This is a genomic window from Dyella sp. KRB-257 (genome assembly GCF_049445995.1).
Lineage (GTDB): Bacteria > Pseudomonadota > Gammaproteobacteria > Xanthomonadales > Rhodanobacteraceae > Dyella_A.
In genome coordinates this window covers 78004-100051 of the sequence record NZ_JBMSDZ010000013.1, presented here as the reverse complement: position 1 = coordinate 100051, position 22048 = coordinate 78004, and the positions used below count along the sequence as shown (strand labels likewise).

The following is a 22048-nucleotide window of genomic DNA, read 5'->3' as shown; positions in this document are numbered from 1 at the left end:
CCCTTCGTTTCGCCTGTTGACCGCCGTCAGTTCTTTCGACCCGATCCGTCTTGCTGCGACGCCCTGCCGCAGCCCTCGATCGCCCGCCCTACTCCGCCTCGCTGTGATGGACCAGCTGGCCATCGCGGTCGCGCACGCTCACCTCCACCGGCACGCCATCGCGCACGCTGCCGGTCACCACGCAGAAGTGCTCGAACTGCGCCAGCAGGCGCTCGGCCTGCTGGTAGTCGGCCACCGCCTCGGGCAGCTCCAGCGTGACGGCGATATGCTGCACCCGCAGCCGTCCTTCCTCATTGCGGCCCAGCGTCGCACGTGCCCGGGTCACCAGCGTGCCCGGGTTGTTCTTGAACTTGCGCAGCGCGAACAGCAGGCTCGCACTGAGGCAGTTCGCCACGGCCGCCACCAGCAGGCGCGACGGGTTCGGGCCCTGGTCGCCACCCAGCGGTGCGGTCTCGTCGGTCACCAGCTCGGGGATCGGCGTGTCGTCGAAGGCGATACGGAAAACGTAGTCGCTCTCCTGGGTCAGGGTCAGGGTGAATTCCTGGGTCTCGCTCATGCGTGCGCTCCTTCATCGGCGATCGCCGCGGTCTTCCGGCGGCGCCGGTCAAGCATGGCGTAATACAGCAGCGGGATCACCAGCAGGGTGAGCACGGTGGACACCAGCACGCCGAACACCAGCGACACCGCCAGGCCCTGGAAAATCGGATCGGTGAGGATGAAGAACGCGCCGAGCATCGCCGCGATGGCGGTCAGGACGATCGGCTTGGCGCGCACCGCGCCGGCCTCGATCACCGCCTCTTCCAGCGGCAGGCCGCTGGCGATCGCGTGGTTGATGAAGTCCACCAGCAGGATCGAGTTGCGCACGATGATGCCGGCCAGCGCGATCATGCCGATCATCGAGGTGGCGGTGAACTGCGCGCCGAGCAGCCAGTGGCCCGGCATCACGCCGATCACCGTCAGCGGGATCGGCGACATGATCACCAGCGGCACCAGGTAGCTGCGGAACTGGCCGACCACCAGCAGGTAGATCAGCACCAGGCCCACCGAATAGGCGATGCCCATGTCGCGGAAAGTCTCGTAGGTGATCTCCCACTCGCCGCTCCAGCTGATCGCGTAGTGGTCGGCGCCGATCGGCGCCCCGGTGAAGTGCTGGGTGAGCGTGTTTCCGTCCACCTTGCCCGCGCCGAGCTTGCCGACCAGCCGGAACATGCCGTAGATCGGGCTGTCCTCGCTGCCGGCATCGTCCGCGGTGACGAAGGCATAGGGGCGCAGATCCTTGTGGTAGACCGCGCCGGCCCACGGCTCGTCGCTCACCTTCACCACCTCCGACAGCGGGATCAGCGCACCGCTGCGCGAACGCACCCGCAGCGAGAGGATGGTCGGGGTCGACGCCAGCGCGGCCGGCGACAGCCGCAGCAGCGCGGGCACCGCGTACTTGATGCCGGGCTCGCCCAGGTAGGTGGCGCGGTCGCCGCCCATCGCCGCCTGCAGCACCGCGACGATCTCGGCCTGGCTCACGCCCAGCGTGGCGGCATGTCCGCGGTCGATCTCGAGCACCTTGCGGCGTGCGGCCGGGCTCTCCACGCTCGAATTGATGTCGGCGATGCCGTCGGTCTTGTCGAACATCCGCTCCATCGTCAGCGCCAACTGGCGCTGCCCGCCGTAGGACGGCCCGTAGATTTCGGCCACGATCGGCGCCATCACCGGCGGACCCGGCGGCACCTCGGCCAGCACCATGTGGGCGTGGTACTTGCGCGCCACCGCGGCCAGCGCCGGATGTACCGAACTGGCGATCTCGTGGCTCTGCCGCGTACGCTCGTCCTTGTCGACCAGGTTGACCTGGATGTCGCCCTGGTACGGCTGGTTGCGCAGGTAGTACTGGCGCACCAGGCCGTTGAAGTTCATCGGCGCGGAGGTGCCGGCGTAGAGCTGGAAATCCTTCACCTCCGGCACCTTGTCGATCACCTGGCTCATCTCCACCAGCACGCGCTGGGTCTGCTCGAGGGTGGAGCCCTCGGGCATGTTGAGCACCACCTGGAACTCGCTCTTGTTGTCGAACGGCAGCATCTTCAGGATCACCGCCTTCATGCCCACCAGGCCCACCGCCAGCAGCACCAGCAGGCCCATGCCGGCGAACAGCAGGCGGCGTTTCCGCGGCGCGCCACGGCCCACCAGGAACGGCGTCATCAGGCGCATGAAGAAGCGCTGCAGGAACGCATCGACGCGCGATGGCCTGGCCGCCTCACCGATCGGCTGCGCGTGGCGCTCGTGATGACCGAGCAGGCGGAAGGCCAGCCACGGCGTGACCACGAAGGCCACCGCCAGCGAGATCAGCATGCCGGCCGAGGCGTTGATCGGGATCGGGCGCATGTACGGGCCCATCAGGCCGCCGACGAAGGCCATCGGCAGCAGCGCGGCGATCACCGTGAAGGTGGCCAGGATGGTCGGGCCGCCGACCTCGTCCACCGCCTGCGGAATCGCCTCCAGCAGACGCTTGCCGCCCCGCGCCATGTGCCGGTGGATGTTCTCCACCACCACGATGGCGTCGTCGACCAGGATGCCGATGGAGAAGATCAGCGCAAACAGCGACACGCGGTTGATGGTGAAACCGATCGCCCACGAGGCGAACAGGGTGATCGCCAGCGTCACCACCACCGCCACGCCGACCACCACCGCCTCGCGCCAGCCCAGCGCGAACAGCACCAGCGCCACCACCGCCAGCGCGGCCAGCGCCAGGTGCAGCATCAGCTCGTCGGCCTTCTGGTTGGCGGTATAGCCGTAGTCACGGGTCATCGTGACGTGCACGCTGTCCGGGATCGAGACGTTGCGCAGCGCGGCGATGCGCGCCTGCACCTCGCTGGCGATGGTGTGCGCGTTGGTGCCTGCCTTCTTGCCGATCGCGATGGTCACCGCCGGCACCAGACCGGCGAGCGGGCCGGTCTTGCCCGGCGGCGTGCCGAACGAGACGAACTGGCTGGGCTGGTCGGCGCCGGCGGCCACCTGCGCCACGTCGGACAGGTACACCGGCTTGCCACCGGACAGTCCGATCACCAGATGCGCGACCTCGTCGGCATGCATCAGCAGGCGACCGGCCTTCACCGGCACGTTGCGGTTGTCGCCGATCTCGCTGCCGACGTCGGCCGCCATGTTGGCCGCCTTCAGCGCCTGGGCAAGATCGCCGACGGTGAGCTGGTAGTTGGCCAGCCTCGACGGATCGATCTGCACCGTCACCGCGCGGTCGGGCGCACCGAGCGTGTAGACGTCACGCGTACCCGGGATGCTTTTGACCTCGGTTTCGAGGGTATGTGCGACACGGGCCAGTTGCTCGGCGTCCACCTCCGGGCGATCCGACCACAGCGTGAGTGCCATCATCGGCACGTCGTCGATGCCGTACGGCTTGACCAGCGCCTGGCCGATGCCGAGGCCCGGCGGCGCCCAGTCGGCGTTCGAATAGATCTTGTTGTACAGCCGCACCAGCGCCTCCTGGCGCGGCACGCCGACCTGGAACTCGACCGTCACCACCGCCATGCCCGGGCGGCTCATCGAGTAGACGTGCTTGATGCCGCGGATCTCCGAGAGCTTCTGCTCCAGCGGGAACGAGACCAGATGCTCGACGTTGTCCACGCTGGCGCCGGGGAACGGCACCATGACGTTGGCCATGGTGACCTCGATCTGCGGATCCTCTTCCTTGGGCGTGATGATCGCCGCGGCGATGCCCAGCAGCAGGCCCGCCAGGGCCAGCAGCGGGGTGATCTGCGAAGCCTGGAAGGCCCGTGCGATGCGCCCGGAAATGCCCATCCTCCCTGCCTCACTCATGGCCGGTCGCGTCCTTGGCGCGCTGCTGCGCAAGGTAGTTCAACGCGGCCACCGGGTCGGTGGCGATGGTCTCGCCGTCGTCCAGGCCGGCCAGCACCTGCACCCGGTCGCCCACCGGATCGCCCACGCGCAGCTGGCGCAGCGACACCCCATGATCGCCGATCACGTAGACGCCGATCAGCTCGCCACGCCGCACCAGCGCGGAAGCCGGCACCAGCAGTTGCCTCGCATCGCCGACCGGGAACGCCACCTTGACCGACGTCCCCGGGCGAAGCCCGCTGTCCTGTCCCGGCACGTCGACGCGCACGGTGAAGGTATGCGTGGCCGGGTCGGCATACGGGAACACGGTGATGTCGCCAGCCGGCACGCGGCGCCCATTGGCGATGATGGTCGCGCTCTTCGCGGCACGGATCGCGTCGACCGAACCCTGCGGCACCTGCACGCTGACCCGCAGCGCGTCGAGCGACTCCATCGCGATCAGCGGCTGCGGCGAGGGCGGGCCCGACTGCACTGCTTCGCCCACGTGCACGAAGCGGCGGGTGATCACGCCCGCGTAGGGCGCGCGCACCTCGGTGTAGTCGACGCTCTGTCTGGCCTGCGCCAGTTGCGCCTGCGCCGCGTCCAGCGCGGCCTTGGCGGCGTCGCGCCGGGCACGCACGCTGTCCATGTCCGACTTGGACACGTAGCCCTTGGGCAGCAGCGCGGCAAAGCGCTCGTACGACGCCTGCGCATCGCTGTAGCTGGCCCGCGCCGAGGCGAGCTGCGCCAGCGCCGCGTCACGCGAGGAGCGCTGCTCCACGTCGGTGAAGCGCACCAGCACCGCGCCGGCCGGCACCACGTCGTTGACGTCGTGGGGCAGGGCCAGCACGCGGGCGTTGGTCTGCGCGGTCAGGGTGACCTGGTTGACCGCCTCGACGACGCCGTCCCAGGTCTGCTCGCGGGATGCTTCGCCGGCATGGATCACCACCGAGGCCAGCGATGGCCGGGACGCCTGGCCCACTTCGGACGCGGACTTGCCGCCGCAGCCGGCGAGCAGCGCCAGCGCGAAAAAGGGAGCCAGGCGGCGCACGCGCACGGTCATGTCGGTCTCTCTCGGGGAAGGTGGATCAGCGCTCGCCGAACGCGCAGCCGGGCTTGAGGCCGACCTTGCGCAGGATCATCGCCAGCGGGCAGAAGCCGGTGAACGCCGACTGCAGCAGGTTGGCGCCGACGAACACGGTGAGCAGCAGCCACCACGGCGAGACGAAGTGGGCCAGCGCCACGCTCAGCAGCACCACGCTGCCGGCAAAGGCGAGGACGAAGCGATCGATGTTCATGACGGTTCTCCGGTGGGGAAAAATCGGTTTCAGTGCTTGCCGGTACCCGGCTTGATCCGCTCGATGCCGAGCGCCTTCATCACGTACCGCTCGTACAGCGGCTCGCTGGTGCCGGCGCGCATCTTGCGCAGGAAATACTTCTCGTAGGCCACCTTGGCCACGTGCACCCATTTGCCTTCGCGGGCCCAGGTGACGTTGCGCGGAGGGATCTGCGGCAGCGCCACGAAAGCCGCCCCGCTGTCGCCCATGTCGGCCAGGCAGACCGCGTTCCAGGTCGCTTCGGCATTGCCCTCGCGCCCTTCCAGCTCGGCCTTCAGGTTGGCCACCAGGGCGGTCACCATCGACTCGATCATGAAGCCGGTCTTGGGCGCGCCGGTGGGCACCGGCGTGGCTTCCACCGGCGGGATCGCCACGCACACGCCGGCGGAGAAGATGTTGCGGTAGGTCGGGTTGCGCTGGTGCTTGTCGATCAGCACGAAGCCGCGCGGGTTGACCAAGCCCTCGATGCCGTGCACCGCATCGACGCCGGTGAACGCCGGGATGACCATCGAGTAGGCGAACGGCAGCGTGTGCTCGCCGGCCGGTTGGCCGGCGCTGTCGAGCGTGGAAACGTGGAACTGCCCCGCCTCGACCCTGTCGATCTTCGCGCTGGTGATCCAGCGGATGTGGCGCTGGCGGAACTGGCGCTCGAGCAGGCCCTGCGAGTCGCCGATGCCGCCCAGCCCCATGTGGCCGATGTACGGCTCGCTGGTGACGAAGGTCATCGGCACCCGGTCGCGGATCCTGCGCCGGCGCAGGTCGGTGTCGAGCATCAGGGCAAACTCATAGGCCGGGCCGAAGCAGCTGGCGCCCTGCGCCGCACCCACCACCACCGGCCCGGGGTTCTTCACGAATGCCTCGTAGTTCGCCCAGGCGTCCTTGGCATGGGGCGTGGTGCACACCGACTGGGTGTGTCCGCCATGCGGACCCAGCCCCGGCACCTCGTCGAACGCCAGCCGCGGTCCGGTGGTGATCACCAGGTAGTCGTAGGCCAGGCTGCGCCCGTCCTTCAGCTCGATGCGGTTCTCCTGCGGGACCACGCGCGCTGCGCCGCAGTCGATGTAGCCGATGTCGCGGCGCTCCAGGACCGGAGCCACCTCGACCTGGATGTCGGCAGGCTCGCGCCAGCCGATCGCCACCCAGGGATTGGACGGCGTGAACGAGAAGTTCGGTGCCTCGCCCACGACCGTGAGGGTGTGGCTTCCACCGATCGCGGCGCGCAGCTCGTAAGCCGCGCACATGCCGCCGATGCCGGCGCCGATGACGATGACGTGTGCCATGAGTTGACTCCTGTGGGTGACGCGCCGGAAAGGCCGCAGTGCCAGCGACCATGCGCCGGGCTATCCACCCCCGCCTTGCCGCCGATCAAATGCTCACTAAATTAGCTTATTCTAATGTAGTGACATCTTAATTAGCTTCAAGCTAGCATGTCAACGCTTTTCCATGGGACGCGCGGCGCCCCGCGGATCCGCCACGAGACGACTGCCATGACACGCCCCCATTCCCCTGCGCTGCCCGCGATGGACATCGATGCGATGCGCGAGAACGCCGACCAGGCCGCCGCACTGCTGAAGGTGCTGGCCAATGGGCAGCGGCTGCGCATTCTCTGCCTGCTGCTGGGCGGCGAACGCTCGGTGAGCGACATGCATGCGTCGATGACGCTCAGCCAGTCCGCGCTGTCGCAGCACCTGGCCCGGCTGCGCCAGGACGGCCTGGTCACCACCCGCCGAGAGGCGCAGACCATCTACTACGCACTGGCCGCCGGCCCCGCCCCCAAGGTCATCGAGGCGCTGCACGGCATCTACTGCGCGCCGCACGAGGGAGACGGCTGCCCGTCCATGGGGTAACCTGCGTGGGCGTGCGTGCCCGCCTGGCGCATGTCTTGCCCTGGAAGGCCGGGAGGCCACCGCATGGAAACCAGCAGCGTCCTCGACCTGAACCAGCTGCGTCGCAGTTGTGCCTCCTGCGCGCTCAGCGAACTGTGCCTGCCGGCCGGCATCGATGGCGACGACCTCAGGCGGCTGGACGACACCATCCGCGACAAGCGCACGCTGGATCCCGGCGAGGCGCTGTACCGCCAGGGCGGGCAGTTCCACGCCCTGTATGTGGTGCGCTCCGGCTCGCTGCGCACCTTCGTCGAGGACGCCTCGGGCAACGTGCAGGTGCTGGGCTTCCACCTGCCCGGCGAGCTGGTCGGCATGGACGCGCTGGCCCACGACCACCATGCCAGCCAGGCCGAGGCGCTGGAACGCTCGAGCATCTGCGAACTGCCCTACGACCGGCTCAACCTGCTGCTGGCCCAGATGCCCTCGCTGCAGCGCCAGCTGATGCGCGTGATCAGCCGCGAGGTGGCCGCCGAGCACCAGCACATGATGATGATGGGCCGGCAGCCGGCGCAGGAGCGCATGGCGATCTTCCTGCGCAGCCTGTCCGACCGCTACGCGCGACTGCACCGCGACGGCAGCACGCTGAACCTGTCCATGTCGCGCTACGACATCGCCAGCTACCTCGGGCTGGCAGTGGAGACGGTGAGCCGGCTGTTCACCCGCATGGGGGAAGCCGGCATCCTGGAGGTGGACCGCAAGTCGATCACCATCCTGCGTCCCGACCTGCTTGAGGAGATGTGCAGCAGTTCGCGCGACGCTGGCAGGAAGGGCGGCGCCATCTGAGAGGCTGAGAAAAATCGCCCGTCTACTGCGACCGCCGCCAAACGCCCGTGCCGGCGGCGCGCTGGGCGCAAATCCGGGTCATTTGGTTCACCAAACTCCCCGGATTTGCGCCCAATGCACCTTGTCACGAACGCTTGGCGGCGCTCTCGCTACGGCGGTCGAATTTTTCTCAACCTCTGAGGCTCCGGGCCCCGGCCTTGACCGAGGTCAACCCGACCTCCCGGGCAGTTGCCTAGCATCGGCGGCATCTCCCCCGGAGTCCGCCATGAACGCACAACCCCCTGCTGCCTCGCACGAACCGCCGCTGCCGCCGACGGCCCTCGAGGGCACGCACTGGATCGACACCCTGCGCGACGGCACGCGCGTGCTGATCCGACCATTGCGCGCCGAGGACCGCGAGCGCGAGGAGGCCTTCATCGAACGCCTCTCCGGGGAATCCCGACGCTACCGGTTCCTGTCCGACTTCAAGGAGGTCAGCCCCGCGCTGATGCAGCAGCTGATGGACGTGCACTACCCCGAGCGGATGGCGTTCGTGGCGCTGGCGCACGACAACGGTGAGCTGCGCGAGGTCGGCATAAGCCGCTACAGCGCCACCGCCGACGGCAAGCGTTGCGAGTGCGCGGTGACGGTGGCCGAGGACTGGCGCCACCGCGGCCTGGGCGTGACGCTGATGCAGCACCTGATCAAGCTGGCGCGCCGCAACGGCTTCAAGCAGATGTTCTCGATCGACGACGCCGACAACGAGCCGATGCGCGAGCTGGCCCGGCATCTGGGTTTCGAGCGCCGGCTCGATCCGGACGACGGCTCGCAGGTCATCCACACCCTTGCACTGTGAGTGACGCGCCGATGTCGGGTGTCCGCGTCGCGCCATCGCAAACGCCGCCTGCCCCCGGCGCGATGCACGGCGCGGGCACGCCGGCCCCATATCCTGCCGGCACGCCGGCCGATATGCTGGCGATGGGCGGCTATACAGCCACTCGCGGGTGCGCGAACGTGTGCCGGGCGGCGCCACCCGCCACGTGCGGCAACATCCCCCGCGGGCCGTGCCGATGCGACACCAGCAGCGCACGCGACGGCGATCCGGCGGGAGCGAGTCGATGGAGACCGGCATGGCAGATCCAGGCACCACGCATCGTCCCACCGTGGGCGGCGATCGCCTGCGGCGGCTGGGCATCGATACCGGCGCCGAGCACATGGTCTACCTGCACCACGCCTCGCCGATCTGCCGCAGCGAAGGTCTCGGCGCCCATGCGCGCGTGCAGCTGCAGGTGGGCGAGCGCCGGCTGCTGGCCACGCTGGCGATCGTGCACGGCGAGCTGCTGGCGTCGGACGAGGCCGGCCTCAGCGAATCGGCGTGGCGCGCACTGCAGCCGCAACCGCACGAGCACGTGGTGATCGCCCACCCGGCCAGCGTCGAGTCGCTCGCCAGCGTGCGGGCGAAGATCTACGGTCGCACGCTCGACGATGCGCAGCTGCACGCGATCGTGCGCGACATCGTCGAGCATCGCTACAGCCACCTGGAGCTGGCCGCCTTCATCACCGCCTGCAGCGGCGACCATCTCGCCACCGACGAGGTGATCGCGCTGACCCGCGCCATGGTCGACACCGGCACCCGGCTGCGCTGGCCGCAGCCCACCGTGGTGGACAAGCACTGCATCGGCGGCCTGGCCGGCAACCGCACCACGCCGATCGTGGTGGCGATCGTCACCGCGCTGGGGCTGGTGATGCCCAAGACCTCCTCGCGCGCCATCACCTCGCCGGCCGGCACCGCCGACACCATGGCCATGCTCGCACCGGTGGAGCTGGACCTCGCCCGGATGCGCCACGCCGTGGAGCGCTGCGGCGGCTGCATCGTCTGGGGTGGCGCGATGAACCTCGCTCCCGCCGACGATCTGCTGATCCGGGTGGAGCGCGCGCTCGACGTGGACAGCGCCGGCCAGCTGGTGGCCTCGGTGCTGTCCAAGAAGATCGCCGCCGGCTCCACCCACGTCGTTATCGACGTGCCGGTCGGCCCCACCGCAAAAATACGCAGCGACGCCGAAGCGGGCGACCTCAGGCGCCTGCTCGAAGAAGTGGCCGCGGCGTTCGGGCTGCAGCTGCGCGTGCTGCTCAGCGACGGCCGTGAACCGATCGGCCGCGGTATCGGCCCTGCGCTGGAAGCACACGACGTGCTCGCCGTACTGCAGAACCACGCCGACGCCCCGGCCGACCTGCGCGCACGCGCGTTGCAGATTGCCGCCGCGGTGCTCGAACTCGGCGGCGTGGCCAGCGCCTTGGGCGCCGGTGCCGTGGCCGCCGAGTGTCTGGACTCCGGCCGCGCGTGGGTGCAGTTCCAGGCGATCTGCACGGCACAGGGTGGCTTGCGCGTGCCGGGCAGTGCCCCCTGGCAGCAGCCGGTGCTGGCCCCGCGCGACGGCGTCGTCGCGGCGATCGACAACCGTCGACTGTCGCGCGTGGCCAAGCTCGCCGGCGCACCCTCCGCACCGCTGGCCGGGCTCACCCTGCAGGCGCACGGGCGCGACCGCGTGAGCACCGGCCAACCTCTGTTCACCGTGCACGCACAGAGCCCCGGCGAGCTGGCCTACGCGATGGAATACGTGGCGCGGCACCCCACCATCATTTCGCTGGAGGACACGCCGTGAGCGCCATCTACGCCCTGCCCGGCAACGAGGATTTCGCCGACCGACTGGCGCAGCACAGCGGCCTGCCGCGCCGGGTGGTGCAGGTGCATCGCTTTCCCGACGGCGAGAGCCGCGTGCGCATCGAGCCGCCGTTGCCGCGCAGCGTGGCGGTGATCGTGTGCACGCTCGATCATCCCGACGCCAAGCTGCTGCCGCTGGTGATGGCCGCGGCCACCGCCCGCGAACTGGGCGCTTCGCGCGTGGGCCTGATCGCGCCCTATCTGGCCTACATGCGCCAGGACACGCGCTTCCACACCGGCGAGGCGGTGTCGGCGCGTGTCTTCGGCCAGTTGCTGGGCGGCGCGTTCAACTGGCTGATCACGGCGGACCCGCACCTGCACCGCTATCGCCGCCTCGGCGACGTCTACCCGCTGGACGGTTACGTGGTGCACGCGGCCGCACGGCTGGCCGAGTGGATCGCCCGCGAAGTGCCGCAGCCGCTGCTGATCGGCCCCGACGGCGAGAGCGCGCAGTGGGTGGGCGCGGTGGCGCGCATGCTCGGCGCGCCGTGGGCCGTGGCCGCCAAGCAGCGCCACGGCGACCGCGACGTGCGCATCACCCTGCCCGCGCTGGATCGCTGGGAAGGCCATACACCGGTGGTGCTGGACGACATCATCGCCAGCGGCCACACCATGATCGCCACCGTGCAGTGCCTGCGCGAGCGCTCGCTGCCGCCACCGGTGTGCGTGGCCGTGCACGGCATCTTCGCCGACGGCGCGCTGCAGGCCCTGCACGCCGCGGGCGCGGGCCGCGTGGTCACCAGCAACACCATCGCCTCGCCGCAGGCGCAGATCGACCTCAGCGGGGATCTGGCGCAGGTGATGCTCGAGCGTTGCGGCGGCCGCCTGCGCACCGTCGCCCCACCCCACCGGAGAACGTCCCCATGAACCCGCGCATCGTCTACAGCGCGCATGGCGCCGCCAAGCAGGTCACCGGATCGTGCCACCTGCTGCGCTTCGGCAAGTTCAGCGTGCTGGTGGACTGCGGCCTGTTCCAGGGCAGCGACGAGGAGGAACGGGCCAACGCCGAGCCGTTTGGCTTCGAGCCGGCCAGCGTCGACGTGCTGCTGCTCACGCACGCGCACCTGGATCATTGCGGCCGCATTCCCAAGCTGGTGCGCGAGGGCTTCCGTGGCCACATTCTCGCCACCGCGGCCACGCGCGATCTCGCCCGCGTGGTACTGCTGGACGCCGCCGGGCTGCAGGAAGAGGAGGCCCGCCGCGCCCAGCGCAGCGGCCGGCGGCGCGACGAGGCAGCCGGCACGCCGCTGTACACGCTCGACGACGCCTTCCACGCGCTGGATTTCTTCGCCGACCCGGTGTCCTACGGCGAGATCGTGCCGCTGGCGCCGGGCGTGCAGGCGCAGTTCCTGGATGCCGGCCACATCCTCGGCTCGGCCTCGATCCTGCTCACCCTGGACGATGGCGAGCAGGTGCGGCGCATCGTGTTCTCCGGCGACCAGGGCAACCCCGGGCGCCCGCTGCTGCGCGACCCGGTGCCGGCGCCCGCGGCCGACTACGTGGTGATGGAAACCACCTACGGCAACCGGCCGCACCGCTCGCTGCCGGATACGGTGGACGAGCTGTACCGGGCAATCCGCGAAACCATGGCGCGCCACGGCAACGTGATCATCCCCACCTTCGCGCTGGAACGCGCGCAGGAGATTCTCTACTACCTGCATCAGGGCATCCGCGACGGACACATCCCGGCGCACACCTCGGTGTTTCTCGATTCACCGATGGCGATCTCCGCCACCGAGATCTTCCGCCGCCATCCGGAGTGCTTCGACGACGGCTTCCGCGAGGAGCTGCAGCGCGGCGACCCGTTCGCCATGCCGAACCTGCACTTCGCACGCGAAACGGCCGAGTCGATGGCGATCAACCGGATGGAGGGCGGCGCGGTGATCCTCGCCGGTTCGGGCATGTGCAACGGCGGGCGGGTGCGCCACCACCTCAAGCACAACCTGTGGCGCGAGCGCTGCAGTGTGGTGTTCGTCGGCTATGCGGCGCAGGGCACGTTGGCGCGACGCATCGTGGACGGCGCCGAGATCGTGCGCATCTTCAACGAGGAGATTCGCGTGCGCGCGCAGATCTGGACCATCAACGGATTTTCCGCCCACGCCGACCAGACCACCCTGCTGCATTGGCTGGGCCAGTCGCCGCGGCGCAAGGTGCTGCTGGTGCACGGTGACTACGACGTGGGCATGCGCGCGATGCGCGAGCGACTGGACCAACTGGGCATCCCCAGCCAGATGCCGGGGATGCACGAGCCGATCCTGCTGGATTGACGGGCCGGACGGCCCGCGCGCCCGCGGGTCAGAGGCTGTGAAAAATTCGACCGCCGTAGCGAGAGCGCCGCCAAGCGTTCGTGACAAGGTGCGTTGGGCGCAAATCCGGGGAGTTTGGTGAGCCAAATGACCCGGATTTGCGCCCAGCGCGCCGCCGGCACGGGCGTTTGGCGGCGGTCGCAGTAGACGGGCGATTTTTTCACAGCCTCTCAGGCGAGGTCCGGCACCGGCACGCCGGCCGGATGGCCGCGCAGCCAGTCGCCCGCGGCGGCCGCGTTCATCGGATAGCCGATCAGATAGCCCTGCAGCACGTCGCAGCCCAGCCCCGCAAGCAGGCGCGCCTGCTCGGGGGTTTCCACGCCTTCGGCGACCACGTCCATCTGCAACTGGTGGCCCACCGCAATGATCGTGCGGGCGATCGCCACGCTGTCCTCGTCGTCGGGCAGATCAAGCACGAAGGACTTGTCGATCTTCAGCCGATCCACCTTGAACTGGCGCAGGTAGGACAGGCTGGAATAACCGGTGCCGAAGTCGTCGAACGCCAGCCGTACGCCGAGCGCGGAGAGTTTGCGGATCGAGTGCAGGCCGCGTTCGATGTTCTCCATCAGCGAGCTTTCGGTGAACTCCAGTTCCAGCTGCGCCGGCTGCAGTCCATGACGCCGCAGCGTATCGGTGACGCGCTCGGCAAAATCCGTTCGCTGCACCTGCTGCGCCGCCACGTTCACCGCCATTACCAGGCCGTCGGCCAGGCCGCCGTCGATCCACGTGCGCATCTGCGCGCAGGCCCGTTCGAGCACCCATTGGCCCAGCTCGGGCATCAGGCCCATGCCTTCGGCCACCGCGATGAAGCGGTCGGGCATTACCAGGCCCAGCTCGGGACTGTGCCAGCGCAGCAAGGCCTCGAAACCCTGCATGCGGCCGCTGGCGGCGCTCACCTGGGGCTGGTAGTCCAGGAACAGCTCGCCGCCCTGCAGCGCGGCGCGCAGGCGCGCGCCAAGCGTGCGGCGATCCTCCTCGCGCCGCATGTCGTCGTGCGAATAGGCGCACACCTGATCGCGCCCCAGGTGCTTGGCGCGCGTCATCGACGCCTCGGCGCGCAGCAGCAGGTCGGCCAGCGGGTTGACCCGCTGCGGGTAGGTGGCGACGCCGATGCTCATGGTCACCAGCACCTCGCCGGTGGCGATGGCGATCGGCATCGCCGCGCGCTGGCGCAGCTGCTCGGCCAGTTCCATCGCGTCGTCCAGCGGCATGCCGGGCAGCGCGATCACGAACTCGTCGCCGGCGAAGCGCGCCACCCGCCCGCGCTCGCCCACCAGCTCGCGCATGCGCCGGGCCAGCGCCACGATCACCTGGTCGCCGATCTCGTGCCCCATGGTCTCGTTGATCGCGTGAAAACGGTCCACGTCGGCATAGACCAGCGTCATCGGACAGTCGGCACGATGCAGCGCGTGCTCTTCCAGCATCGCCTCGATCACCGGGTAGCGCGCCAGCCCGGTCCCGCTATCGTGGGTGGCCGCATAGGCGAGGCGCGCCTCGGTGTCGCGCTGGGCGGTGACATCCATCTGGATGCCCACGTAATGCGTGACCTCGCCTCCGGCGTCGGTCACCGGCGAGATGTACAGCTGGTTCCAGAACAACGTGCCGTCCTTGCGCACATTGCGCAGCAGGATGCTGCATTCCTGGCGCGCGGCCAGCGCCTGGCGGATCGCGGCGCGCTCGGCCTGGTTGTCCTCGCCGTCCTGCAGGAAGCGGCAGTTGCGGCCGATCGCCTCGTCCGCGCTGTAGCCGGTCATGCGCTCGAACGCGCGGTTGACGAAGATGATCGGTTGATCGGGCTGGCGTGCCGCGGTGATGACCACGCCGTTGCCGGTGCACTGGATGGCCCGGTTGAACAGGTGCAGCTGGGCGTCGGCCAGGACCCGCGCGCTGACATCCTGCACGTGCGCCAGTACGGTCCGCCTGCCGCGGAAATCCATGGCGTGGAAGATGCCCTCGACATGGCGCAGCGCATGCCCGTCGCGGCGATATTCCCAGGCGCTGAGCTCGCCGTTGGTGAGCTGACCGGACGCCAGCTGCGCCAGGAACCGATCGTGCTCGTGCGGGGCGAGCAGTGCATCGAAGCGCTGGCCGACCAGCTCCGGCAGCAGGTCGGCGTATTCGGCCTGGGCCGCGGCGTTGGCGGTGAGGATTTCCCGGCTGTGCGCATCGAACAGCAGCAGCGGCACCGGTCCCTCGTCGAACAGCAGCCGATGGCAGGTTTCGCTGTCGCGCAGCACCTCGACGAAACGGGTGTGGTCCACCGCGTAGCGGATGCTGCGCGCCAGCCGCTCGGCGTCGATCAGCCCCTTGACCAGGTAATCGCTGGCGCCGGCTTCCATCGCGGCCATGTCCACCGAGGGGTTGCCGCGGCCGGTGAGCACGATGAACGCGCGGATCAGGCCCTCGCGGTTCACCGTCTCGATCAGGTCCAGCCCGCTGGCCGGGCCGAGCAGGTAATCCACCAGGTAGACGTCGTGGTCGCCGCGTCGGAGCGCGGCCAGTCCCTGTTCCGGCGTGGGGCACCACTCGAAGATGTAGCCGCCCTCGCTGACGTCCCGCAGCATGTCGCGGATCAGGATGTAATCGTCCTCGTCGTCGTCGACGACCAATACGCGCAGGGGGTGCCGCCTCATGACTGCCCCCGGCGAGTATCGGAAGGAAGCTGCACGATATCCATCCAGTAACGCTCCAGTGAACGCAGCACCGCGATCAGCTCGTCGAAGCGGCGCGGCTTGGTGACGTAGGAATTGGCGCCCAGCTGGTAGCTCACGCGGATATCCAGCTCGGCGCTGGACGTGGTGAGGATGATTACCGGCAGGTGCCGCAGCCGCGCGTGCCCGCGGATGGCGCGCAACGCCTCGCGGCCGTCCATGCGCGGCATGTTTAGATCCAGCAGCACGAGATCCGGCAGCCCCAGGTTCACGTCGGCGTCGAGCTGCGCCAGACGCTGCATCAGTTCGACACCGTCGGAAACGAAGTCCAGCGCCACCACCACGCCGCTCTCGGCGAAGGCGTCGGCGAGCAGGACGCGGTCGTCGGCATCGTCCTCGGCCATCAGTATCGACAACGATCCGTGCAATTTGGTCATGTTCCGGCTCCCGACGAATCCGTGTTCACCAAGGGCGCATCCTCGGCCATGCGCGTGAGCGTGGCGGACGCCTGTACCGGCAGGATCACGATGAAACGGGCACCTTCGCCGCTGCGGCTCTCGGCGTGGATCGATCCTCCGTGTCGCTCAACGATACGCCGGACGATGGCCAGACCGATACCCGTGCCGGCATAGACATTCCGCGGATGCAGGCGCTGGAACGGGGCGAAGATGCGCTCGGCATAGGTCGGATCGAAGCCGATGCCGTTGTCCTCCACCCGGATCTCCCAGCGCTCCGGCATGTGCTCGTGCTCGCCCAGCGGATGGGCGGTGACCCGGATATGACAGGGCCGGTCGGCCGCGCGGAACTTCAGCGCATTGGCCAGCAGGTTCTGCAGCAGCTGGCGCATCTGCGAGGCGTCGGCATGGATGGTCGGCAGCGGCTCGACCTCCACCGTCGCGGCCGCCTCCTGCACGCGCGCGTCCAGGTCGTCGAGCACGGTGGCCAGCTCGGCGGACAGGTCGACCGCCACCGGCATGCCGGTGCGCGTGCCCACGCGCGAATAGGCCAGCAGGTCGTCGATCAGCGTCTGCATGCGCGAGGCGGCGTCGCCCATGCGCTGCAGGTAATCGCGCGCCGATTCGTCCAGCGTGTCGGCGAGGCGGGACTGCAGGCGGTCGGAAAACGTCTGGATCTTGCGCAGCGGCTCCTGCAGGTCGTGCGAGGCGACATAGGCGAAGTCCTGCAGCTCGCGGTTGCGGATGCGCAGGTCGTCCATCGCCCTGGCCAGCGCCGCATCGGCCCGGCGCTTGGCGGTGACGTCGCGGGCCACGGCGAAGATCAGCCCTTCCGGCGACAGCCGCGAGGTCCACTCCAGCCACACGTCGCTGCCATCGGCGCGGCGCAGGCGGTTGACGAAGCCGGTCAGCAGTTCGCCGCTTTCCTGCTGCCAGTGGACGGCATCCTCGGTGGCCAGGCGATCCTGCGGGTGGATCAACGCGAAAAGCGGCATCGCACGGATCGTCTCCTCCTCGTACCCAAGCAGGCGGCAGAACGCCTGGTTGACCTGCACGAAATGGCCGCTCGCGGCGTCGAGGATGCAGAACACTTCGAGCGACAGCTCGAAGAAACGCTGCCGCTCGTGCAGCGTGCGGCGGGTCTGCTTGATGTCGCCGATGTCGCGGAACGCCAGCACCGCGCCGGACAGCCGGCCGTCGATGCGCAATGGCGTGGCGACATAGGACACGTCGAGCGCGCGTCCTTCGCCCAGCGAGAAGCGCGCGTCGTCGCTGCTGGCATAGCCGCTGCCGGCGAGGATGCCGGCCAGCGCATCGCGTGCCTCCGCCGGCAGCGCATGCGCCTGCGGCAGGCCGTACGCCGGCAGCTCCAGCCACCGCGCGGCGGTGCGGTTGAGAAATGTCGGCGCGCCGTCGACGTTCACGGCCAGCAGGCCTTCGCCCACGCTGTCGGCCACCGCGGCCAGCAGGGCCAGCTGGCTGGCCGTGGCCTGCTGGGCCCGGCGCAGTTCGCGGCGGTCCTGCAGCACGGCGAACATGCCGTGCGCCTGCCCCTGCACCATGATCGGCAAGGTGATCAGGGCGGCGGGGAAGTGCCCGCCCGCACCGTCGTGCACCGACACGTCCAGCCGCTCGGCGTCGCCGGCCGCCGCTGCCGCAAGCGCCGCGTCGAGGCGATCGCGGTCGCCGTGCAGGAAGTGCCGCAGCGGTCGCTGGCGCAGTGCATCCGGCGACAGGCCCAGCAGCGCCGCCGCCGCGGCGTTGGCCTGCCGCACGCGCCCTTCGCCGTCCAGCGCGAACACCGCGTCGGGGTGGTGCTCGAACAACGAGCGGAAACGCTGCTCGCTGGCGCTGAGCTGTCGGAAGGCATGCTCGTGTTCGATCGCGATGGCGGCCAGCGCGGTCAGGCCGTCGATGCTGTCCAGTTCCGCCGCGGAGGGTTCGTGCGGTTCGCCGTGATACACCGCGAACGTGCCCAGCACGACGCCGTCGCGTGCCACGATCGGGGTCGACCAGCACGCCTGCAGGCCGTGCGGCAGCGCCAGCGAGGCATAGTCCTGCCACAGCGGATCGGTCGCGATGTCGGCCACGATCACCCGCTCGCCCCGCCATGCCGCCGTGCCGCAGGAACCGGCCTCCGGCCCGATCCTGCTGCCGTCGATCGCCTGCATGTACAGCCGCGGCAGATGCGGCGCCGCGCCATGATGGAGGCAGCCCTCGCGCAGCAGCAGCACGGAGCACAGCGCATCGGGCCACTGCGCCTCGTAGGCCAGCACGATGGCCTCGAGCACGTCGGCCAGTGGCTGCCCGCTGGCGATCGCGGTGAGGATGCGGCGCTGCGCGGCATCCATCTGCTCCGCGCGGTGCATCTCGGTGTGGTCGCGTCCCACCACGTACAGGCACTGCGCCTGCGCGGACCACACGCCGGACCACTGCATGTGGAGCACTCGGCCGTCGCGGGTGACATTGCGGTTGCGGAAATTGGCGTTGGGGTGCCCGCTGGCGATGCGCACCACCTCGGCGAAGCTGGATGCGCGGTCGTCGGGATGGATCAGGCTGCCCATCGATTCGCCGATCAGCTCTTCCGGCGCATAGCCCCACAGCCGCCTGGCGGCGGCACTCACGCGCAGGAAGCGGCCCTCGCGATCGAGCACGATGATCACGTCCGGCGCGCTGTCCATCACCAGTTGGGTGGCCTCCATCGCCCGCGACAGGTCTTCGCTGGCGCGCTGCTGCTCGGTGATGTCCTGCACCGCGCCGGCGACGACCGGATCGCCGTCCTTGTCCACCCGTTCGGCCAGCGCGCGGATCACGCGCAGCTCGCCGTCGGGACGGATCATGCGGTAGCGGCGATCGACCACGCCCTCGCCACGGCGCAGCACGTCCTGGTCTTCCATCAGGGAGGCCCAGTCATCGGGATGGACGAGGCGACGAAGAGCCTCCATGCCCTCCTCCTCCGGGCTGCGCTCGACACCGAAGATCGCGCAGGTTTCCGCCGACCAGTGCAGGCGACCGCTGCGCAGATCCAGCTCCCAGCTGCCCATGCGACCAAGCTGCAGCGCATGGCGTGATTCGGCATCGCGCTTGAGCAGCTCGCGCTCCTGTCGCTTGCGCGAGGAGACGTCGTGCAGGTAGACGGTCAGGCCGTGCGCGTGCGGATACGCGCGCAATTCGTACCAGCGCTGGCTCGATCCGTGAGCAGCTTCGATGCTGAGCGGCGTGCCGTCGCGCAGGGCGCGCACCCACATGCGCCGCAGATGGCCCTGCGGCCCGCCCTCGTCCAGCACATCGGGAAGCACGTCCCAGCAGCGCAAGCCGAGCAGGGATGACGCGGTCGCGCCGAACATGCGCGCGGCCTGCGGATTGACGTAGGTGAAACGCCATTCGCGATCGACCATGAACACGCCGTCGCTGATGCTCTCCAGCACCGCGATCATGTCGCGTTCGGCGTCCACCAGGGCGGCCTGCACCACCTCGCGCGCCTCGATCTGGTCGCGCAGCTCCCCACTCACCGCCTCGGCCTGGCGCGCCCGCTCACGCGCCAGCGCCGACAGGCGCAGCGCCACCGCCAGCAGCCCACCCAGGGCGAAACCCAGCAGCAGCACGAGCGAGGCGTAAGCGGGAGGCGATCCGCTGCGCCTGCCCAGCTCCACCTGCCACGTCCGGCCGTACATCGGCAGGGACCGGCTCGCCGTCGGCGCGAACGCGGGCGCGGCGGCGGTGACCGCGCCACTTGCATACAGCGTGTGGCCATCCTCGAGCACGCGCACCTGGCCGACGTCACGCTGTGCCGCCAGCAGCGCCGGGAAGAGATGGTCGTAGACCACCACGCCCACCACGTATCCACGCGATCCGGTGGCGGCATGGACGGGCGACACGATCAACGCGCCGGTGCCGTCACGCCGCAATGGCGTGGGACCGCTCAACCGCACGTCGCCGATGGCATCCACCGCGTCGAAGACCCGGCGGCGCGCGGGCACGTCATCCATCTGTCCATCCGGCAGTGCCGGCAGTGCCGGCAGGCCTCCGCGCGATTGGATCATTCGCAACACGTGTCCGCGGTCGGCGTAGCCCACGGCGCGCAGCCCGGGCAGGTCATCCAGATACTGCGCGGCGTCGACGGTGAAGAGCTGGCGCTGCGTCGCCTCGTCCACGCTCGCCAGGCGCCACGCCATCCGGCGGATCGCCATGACCTGGGCATCCATGCCGCCTCGCAGCGCGGTGAGCACGCTGTCCTGCCGGCTGGTCTGCTCGCGCTGCTCGACCGCCTGCTGCTGGCGCACGAGCGCGATCCACAGCATCACCGCCAACAGCACCAGGCCCAGCCCCATGCCCGCCGGGAAAAGATAGGTGCGGTAATTGCTCTCCCACGGCGAGCGGGGGCATGCGGCCACCAGACCGAGGCCAAGCACGATCAGCCCCAGTGCGGTGGGCCAGGAGACCTGGTCGTAACCGCCCAGGACGTCCATGGTCCGCATCCCGAGCACAAGCCCCGTCACCGACAACAGGCCGAGCATCGCCACCAGCAGACCCAGCGCCCACACCAGCGTCCACGCACCGGCCCGCCGATTGACCAGAGCGGCGGCAGCCAACGCAGCCACCGCGAGCAGCACAAAGGCGATGGCCGCGCTCAGCGCCATGGGGACCGGACCCACACCGCCCCGGCTCAGCCAGGGCAAGCGAAGCGCCAGGCCGACCAACCCCATCCAGCCCAGACCCGCCAGCAGGGAGGAAAAGATCAGCCTCGGTGCACCAGCCGGCATCAGGACGAACCGCGCGCCGAGCAGGACCATGCCCACATCGAGCAGTTGCGACGGGCCCGCGGCGCCACCTTGCGCGGCGGCAAGCCCGGCAAGCGCGGACATCCCGGCCCCCAGGGCCCACCCGCGCGCCAGGGAAGCGACGCCCGGGGAACCGCTGGACAGGGCGTGGGCGAGCGCCGCGATCCACAGCATGGCGAGCAGCCACCGCGCGGCGCCCGATTCGCCGGCAAGCGGACCGATGAGGCCAATCCCCGCGATCGTGGCACCGGCCAGCACCGCCCACAGCACACGTGCGCGGCGGCTGGCCGGTGCGGGCGACAGCATCACCAGGAGCGCCACGCCGGCCAGCGACAGGCCCGGCACGATCCCCGCCCACCGGGCCGATTGCGCCGCTATCCGGCCGGCATCGAGGAGCCCCGCCAGCATGGCCGCCCATGCCAGCGCGCGCGCAAGCTCACGCCCGCCCGCCCATCGCTGCCTCCCAGGCTGCTCCACCATGCCGTTCTCCCTGGAGCCCGCAGATGCGGACCCACCGGTGAACTTTCTAGCACGTCACACGCCACCGCATGCAGCGGCAGGCACGGGCTGAGTGTCGATCCGTTGGGACGGCGCACGCGGGCGACGACAGGGCCACGCCTGCGGGCAAGACCCGCACGAACGCCCGGGGCGCTCACCTGGGCGTCGGCGCCCGGAGCGGGGCCAGGACAGGCGACACAAGTGAGCAATCGGGTGAGCCCAATGACCCGGATTTGCGCCCAGCGCGCCGCCGGCACGGGCGTTTGGCGGCGGCCGCAGCAGGCGGGCGATTTTTTCCTCTCAGCGCCAGCAATCCGACAAGGCCCCGGTACCGCTGACCGTGCGCGTACCCGCCTGATCGAGCGACAGCGTGCCGCAACTGGCGTCGCGCGTGGCCTGCGCCCCTTGCGGAACGGCCTCGATGACGAAGGTGGATCGGGTCGGCTGGCCCGCCTTGAACTGGTATGTGTAGTCATTCCCCGTCTGGGCGGCGCCCTCGCAATCGAAGCCGGTGATCGAGGGCGCCGTGGCCGAACTGTCCTGGTCGTAACGCAGGTTGGTCGTGTAGAAGCGCTCCATGTAGTTGCCCAGCTCCGACAGGCAGCCCTCGGCTGCCACACGGTGCGTGCGCGTGACGTAGCGCGTGTAGGACGGAAAGGCGATGGCCGCCAGGATCGCGATGATCGCCACCACGATCATCAACTCGATCAGCGAGAAGCCGGCGCCACGGTGCTTGGACTGGAATTTACGGTGCGGGTGGGACATCGATCGTTCTCCTGGATCCTTGCCCGACTCGCCGGGCGGGCGGCGGCGCCA

General features: G+C 69.6%; 15 protein-coding genes. 6 read left to right on the top strand and 9 right to left on the bottom strand.

Features of this window, described 5'->3' with window-relative positions; genetic code table 11:
* Positions 1-88 precede the first annotated feature (88 nt).
* The 5 genes from ACO2Q2_RS11600 to ACO2Q2_RS11580 are packed head-to-tail and all read right to left on the bottom strand — an operon-like array spanning position 89 to position 6451.
* Positions 89-556, bottom strand: a complete 468-nt coding sequence (locus ACO2Q2_RS11600; RefSeq protein ID WP_423255937.1) for an OsmC family protein — start codon at positions 554-556, stop codon at positions 89-91.
* Positions 553-3816, bottom strand: coding sequence for an efflux RND transporter permease subunit (locus ACO2Q2_RS11595; RefSeq protein ID WP_423255936.1), 3264 nt, complete (start codon positions 3814-3816; stop codon positions 553-555). Before ACO2Q2_RS11595 ends, ACO2Q2_RS11600 begins: the two co-directional genes overlap by 4 nt.
* The gene (locus ACO2Q2_RS11590) at positions 3809-4897 is read right to left on the bottom strand and encodes an efflux RND transporter periplasmic adaptor subunit (protein WP_423255935.1); all 1089 of its coding nucleotides are present in this window, start codon (positions 4895-4897) and stop codon (positions 3809-3811) included. Before ACO2Q2_RS11590 ends, ACO2Q2_RS11595 begins: the two co-directional genes overlap by 8 nt.
* A 25-nt stretch (positions 4898-4922) precedes the next feature.
* Positions 4923-5132, bottom strand: coding sequence for a YgaP family membrane protein (locus tag ACO2Q2_RS11585; protein ID WP_423255934.1), 210 nt, complete (start codon positions 5130-5132; stop codon positions 4923-4925).
* Between the two features lie 29 nt (positions 5133-5161).
* Positions 5162-6451 (bottom strand): NAD(P)/FAD-dependent oxidoreductase, encoded by a 1290-nt coding sequence (locus tag ACO2Q2_RS11580; protein ID WP_423255933.1) that lies wholly within the window; start codon positions 6449-6451, stop codon positions 5162-5164.
* 207 nt (positions 6452-6658) lie between these two features.
* Here ACO2Q2_RS11580 and ACO2Q2_RS11575 point away from each other — a divergent pair, with 207 nt between their 5' ends.
* The 6 genes from ACO2Q2_RS11575 (at position 6659) to ACO2Q2_RS11550 (ending at position 12808) form a co-directional block, all read left to right on the top strand.
* Positions 6659-7018, top strand: coding sequence for an ArsR/SmtB family transcription factor (locus ACO2Q2_RS11575; RefSeq protein ID WP_423255932.1), 360 nt, complete (start codon positions 6659-6661; stop codon positions 7016-7018).
* A gap of 63 nt (positions 7019-7081) precedes the next feature.
* The gene (locus tag ACO2Q2_RS11570) at positions 7082-7840 is read left to right on the top strand and encodes a cyclic nucleotide-binding domain-containing protein (RefSeq protein ID WP_423255931.1); all 759 of its coding nucleotides are present in this window, start codon (positions 7082-7084) and stop codon (positions 7838-7840) included.
* A gap of 265 nt (positions 7841-8105) precedes the next feature.
* On the top strand, positions 8106-8675 hold the full coding sequence (locus ACO2Q2_RS11565; protein ID WP_423255930.1) for a GNAT family N-acetyltransferase: 570 nt from the start codon (positions 8106-8108) through the stop codon (positions 8673-8675).
* A 274-nt stretch (positions 8676-8949) separates the two neighbouring features.
* Positions 8950-10482: a thymidine phosphorylase family protein gene (locus ACO2Q2_RS11560; RefSeq protein WP_423255929.1), complete on the top strand. Its 1533-nt coding sequence runs from the start codon at positions 8950-8952 to the stop codon at positions 10480-10482.
* Entirely contained in the window at positions 10479-11408 is a 930-nt protein-coding gene (locus ACO2Q2_RS11555; protein ID WP_423255928.1) for a ribose-phosphate pyrophosphokinase, read from the top strand. Before ACO2Q2_RS11560 ends, ACO2Q2_RS11555 begins: the two co-directional genes overlap by 4 nt.
* Entirely contained in the window at positions 11405-12808 is a 1404-nt protein-coding gene (locus ACO2Q2_RS11550) for an MBL fold metallo-hydrolase RNA specificity domain-containing protein (RefSeq protein ID WP_423255927.1), read from the top strand. Before ACO2Q2_RS11555 ends, ACO2Q2_RS11550 begins: the two co-directional genes overlap by 4 nt.
* A gap of 209 nt (positions 12809-13017) precedes the next feature.
* Here ACO2Q2_RS11550 and ACO2Q2_RS11545 read toward each other — a convergent pair whose 3' ends face one another.
* From ACO2Q2_RS11545 to ACO2Q2_RS11530, 4 genes are all read right to left on the bottom strand, one after another.
* Positions 13018-15480: an EAL domain-containing protein gene (locus tag ACO2Q2_RS11545; RefSeq protein ID WP_423255926.1), complete on the bottom strand. Its 2463-nt coding sequence runs from the start codon at positions 15478-15480 to the stop codon at positions 13018-13020.
* Positions 15477-15935, bottom strand: a complete 459-nt coding sequence (locus ACO2Q2_RS11540) for a response regulator (protein ID WP_423255925.1) — start codon at positions 15933-15935, stop codon at positions 15477-15479. The genes ACO2Q2_RS11545 and ACO2Q2_RS11540 overlap by 4 nt, the downstream gene beginning before the upstream one ends.
* Complete coding sequence (locus tag ACO2Q2_RS11535; RefSeq protein WP_423255924.1) at positions 15932-21142, bottom strand: PAS domain S-box protein; 5211 nt, start codon at positions 21140-21142, stop codon at positions 15932-15934. Before ACO2Q2_RS11535 ends, ACO2Q2_RS11540 begins: the two co-directional genes overlap by 4 nt.
* A gap of 390 nt (positions 21143-21532) precedes the next feature.
* Positions 21533-21997 carry a type IV pilin protein gene (locus ACO2Q2_RS11530; RefSeq protein ID WP_423255923.1) on the bottom strand — a complete coding sequence of 155 codons (465 nt, stop codon included), beginning with the start codon at positions 21995-21997 and terminating at the stop codon, positions 21533-21535.
* Positions 21998-22048: the final 51 nt, after the last annotated feature.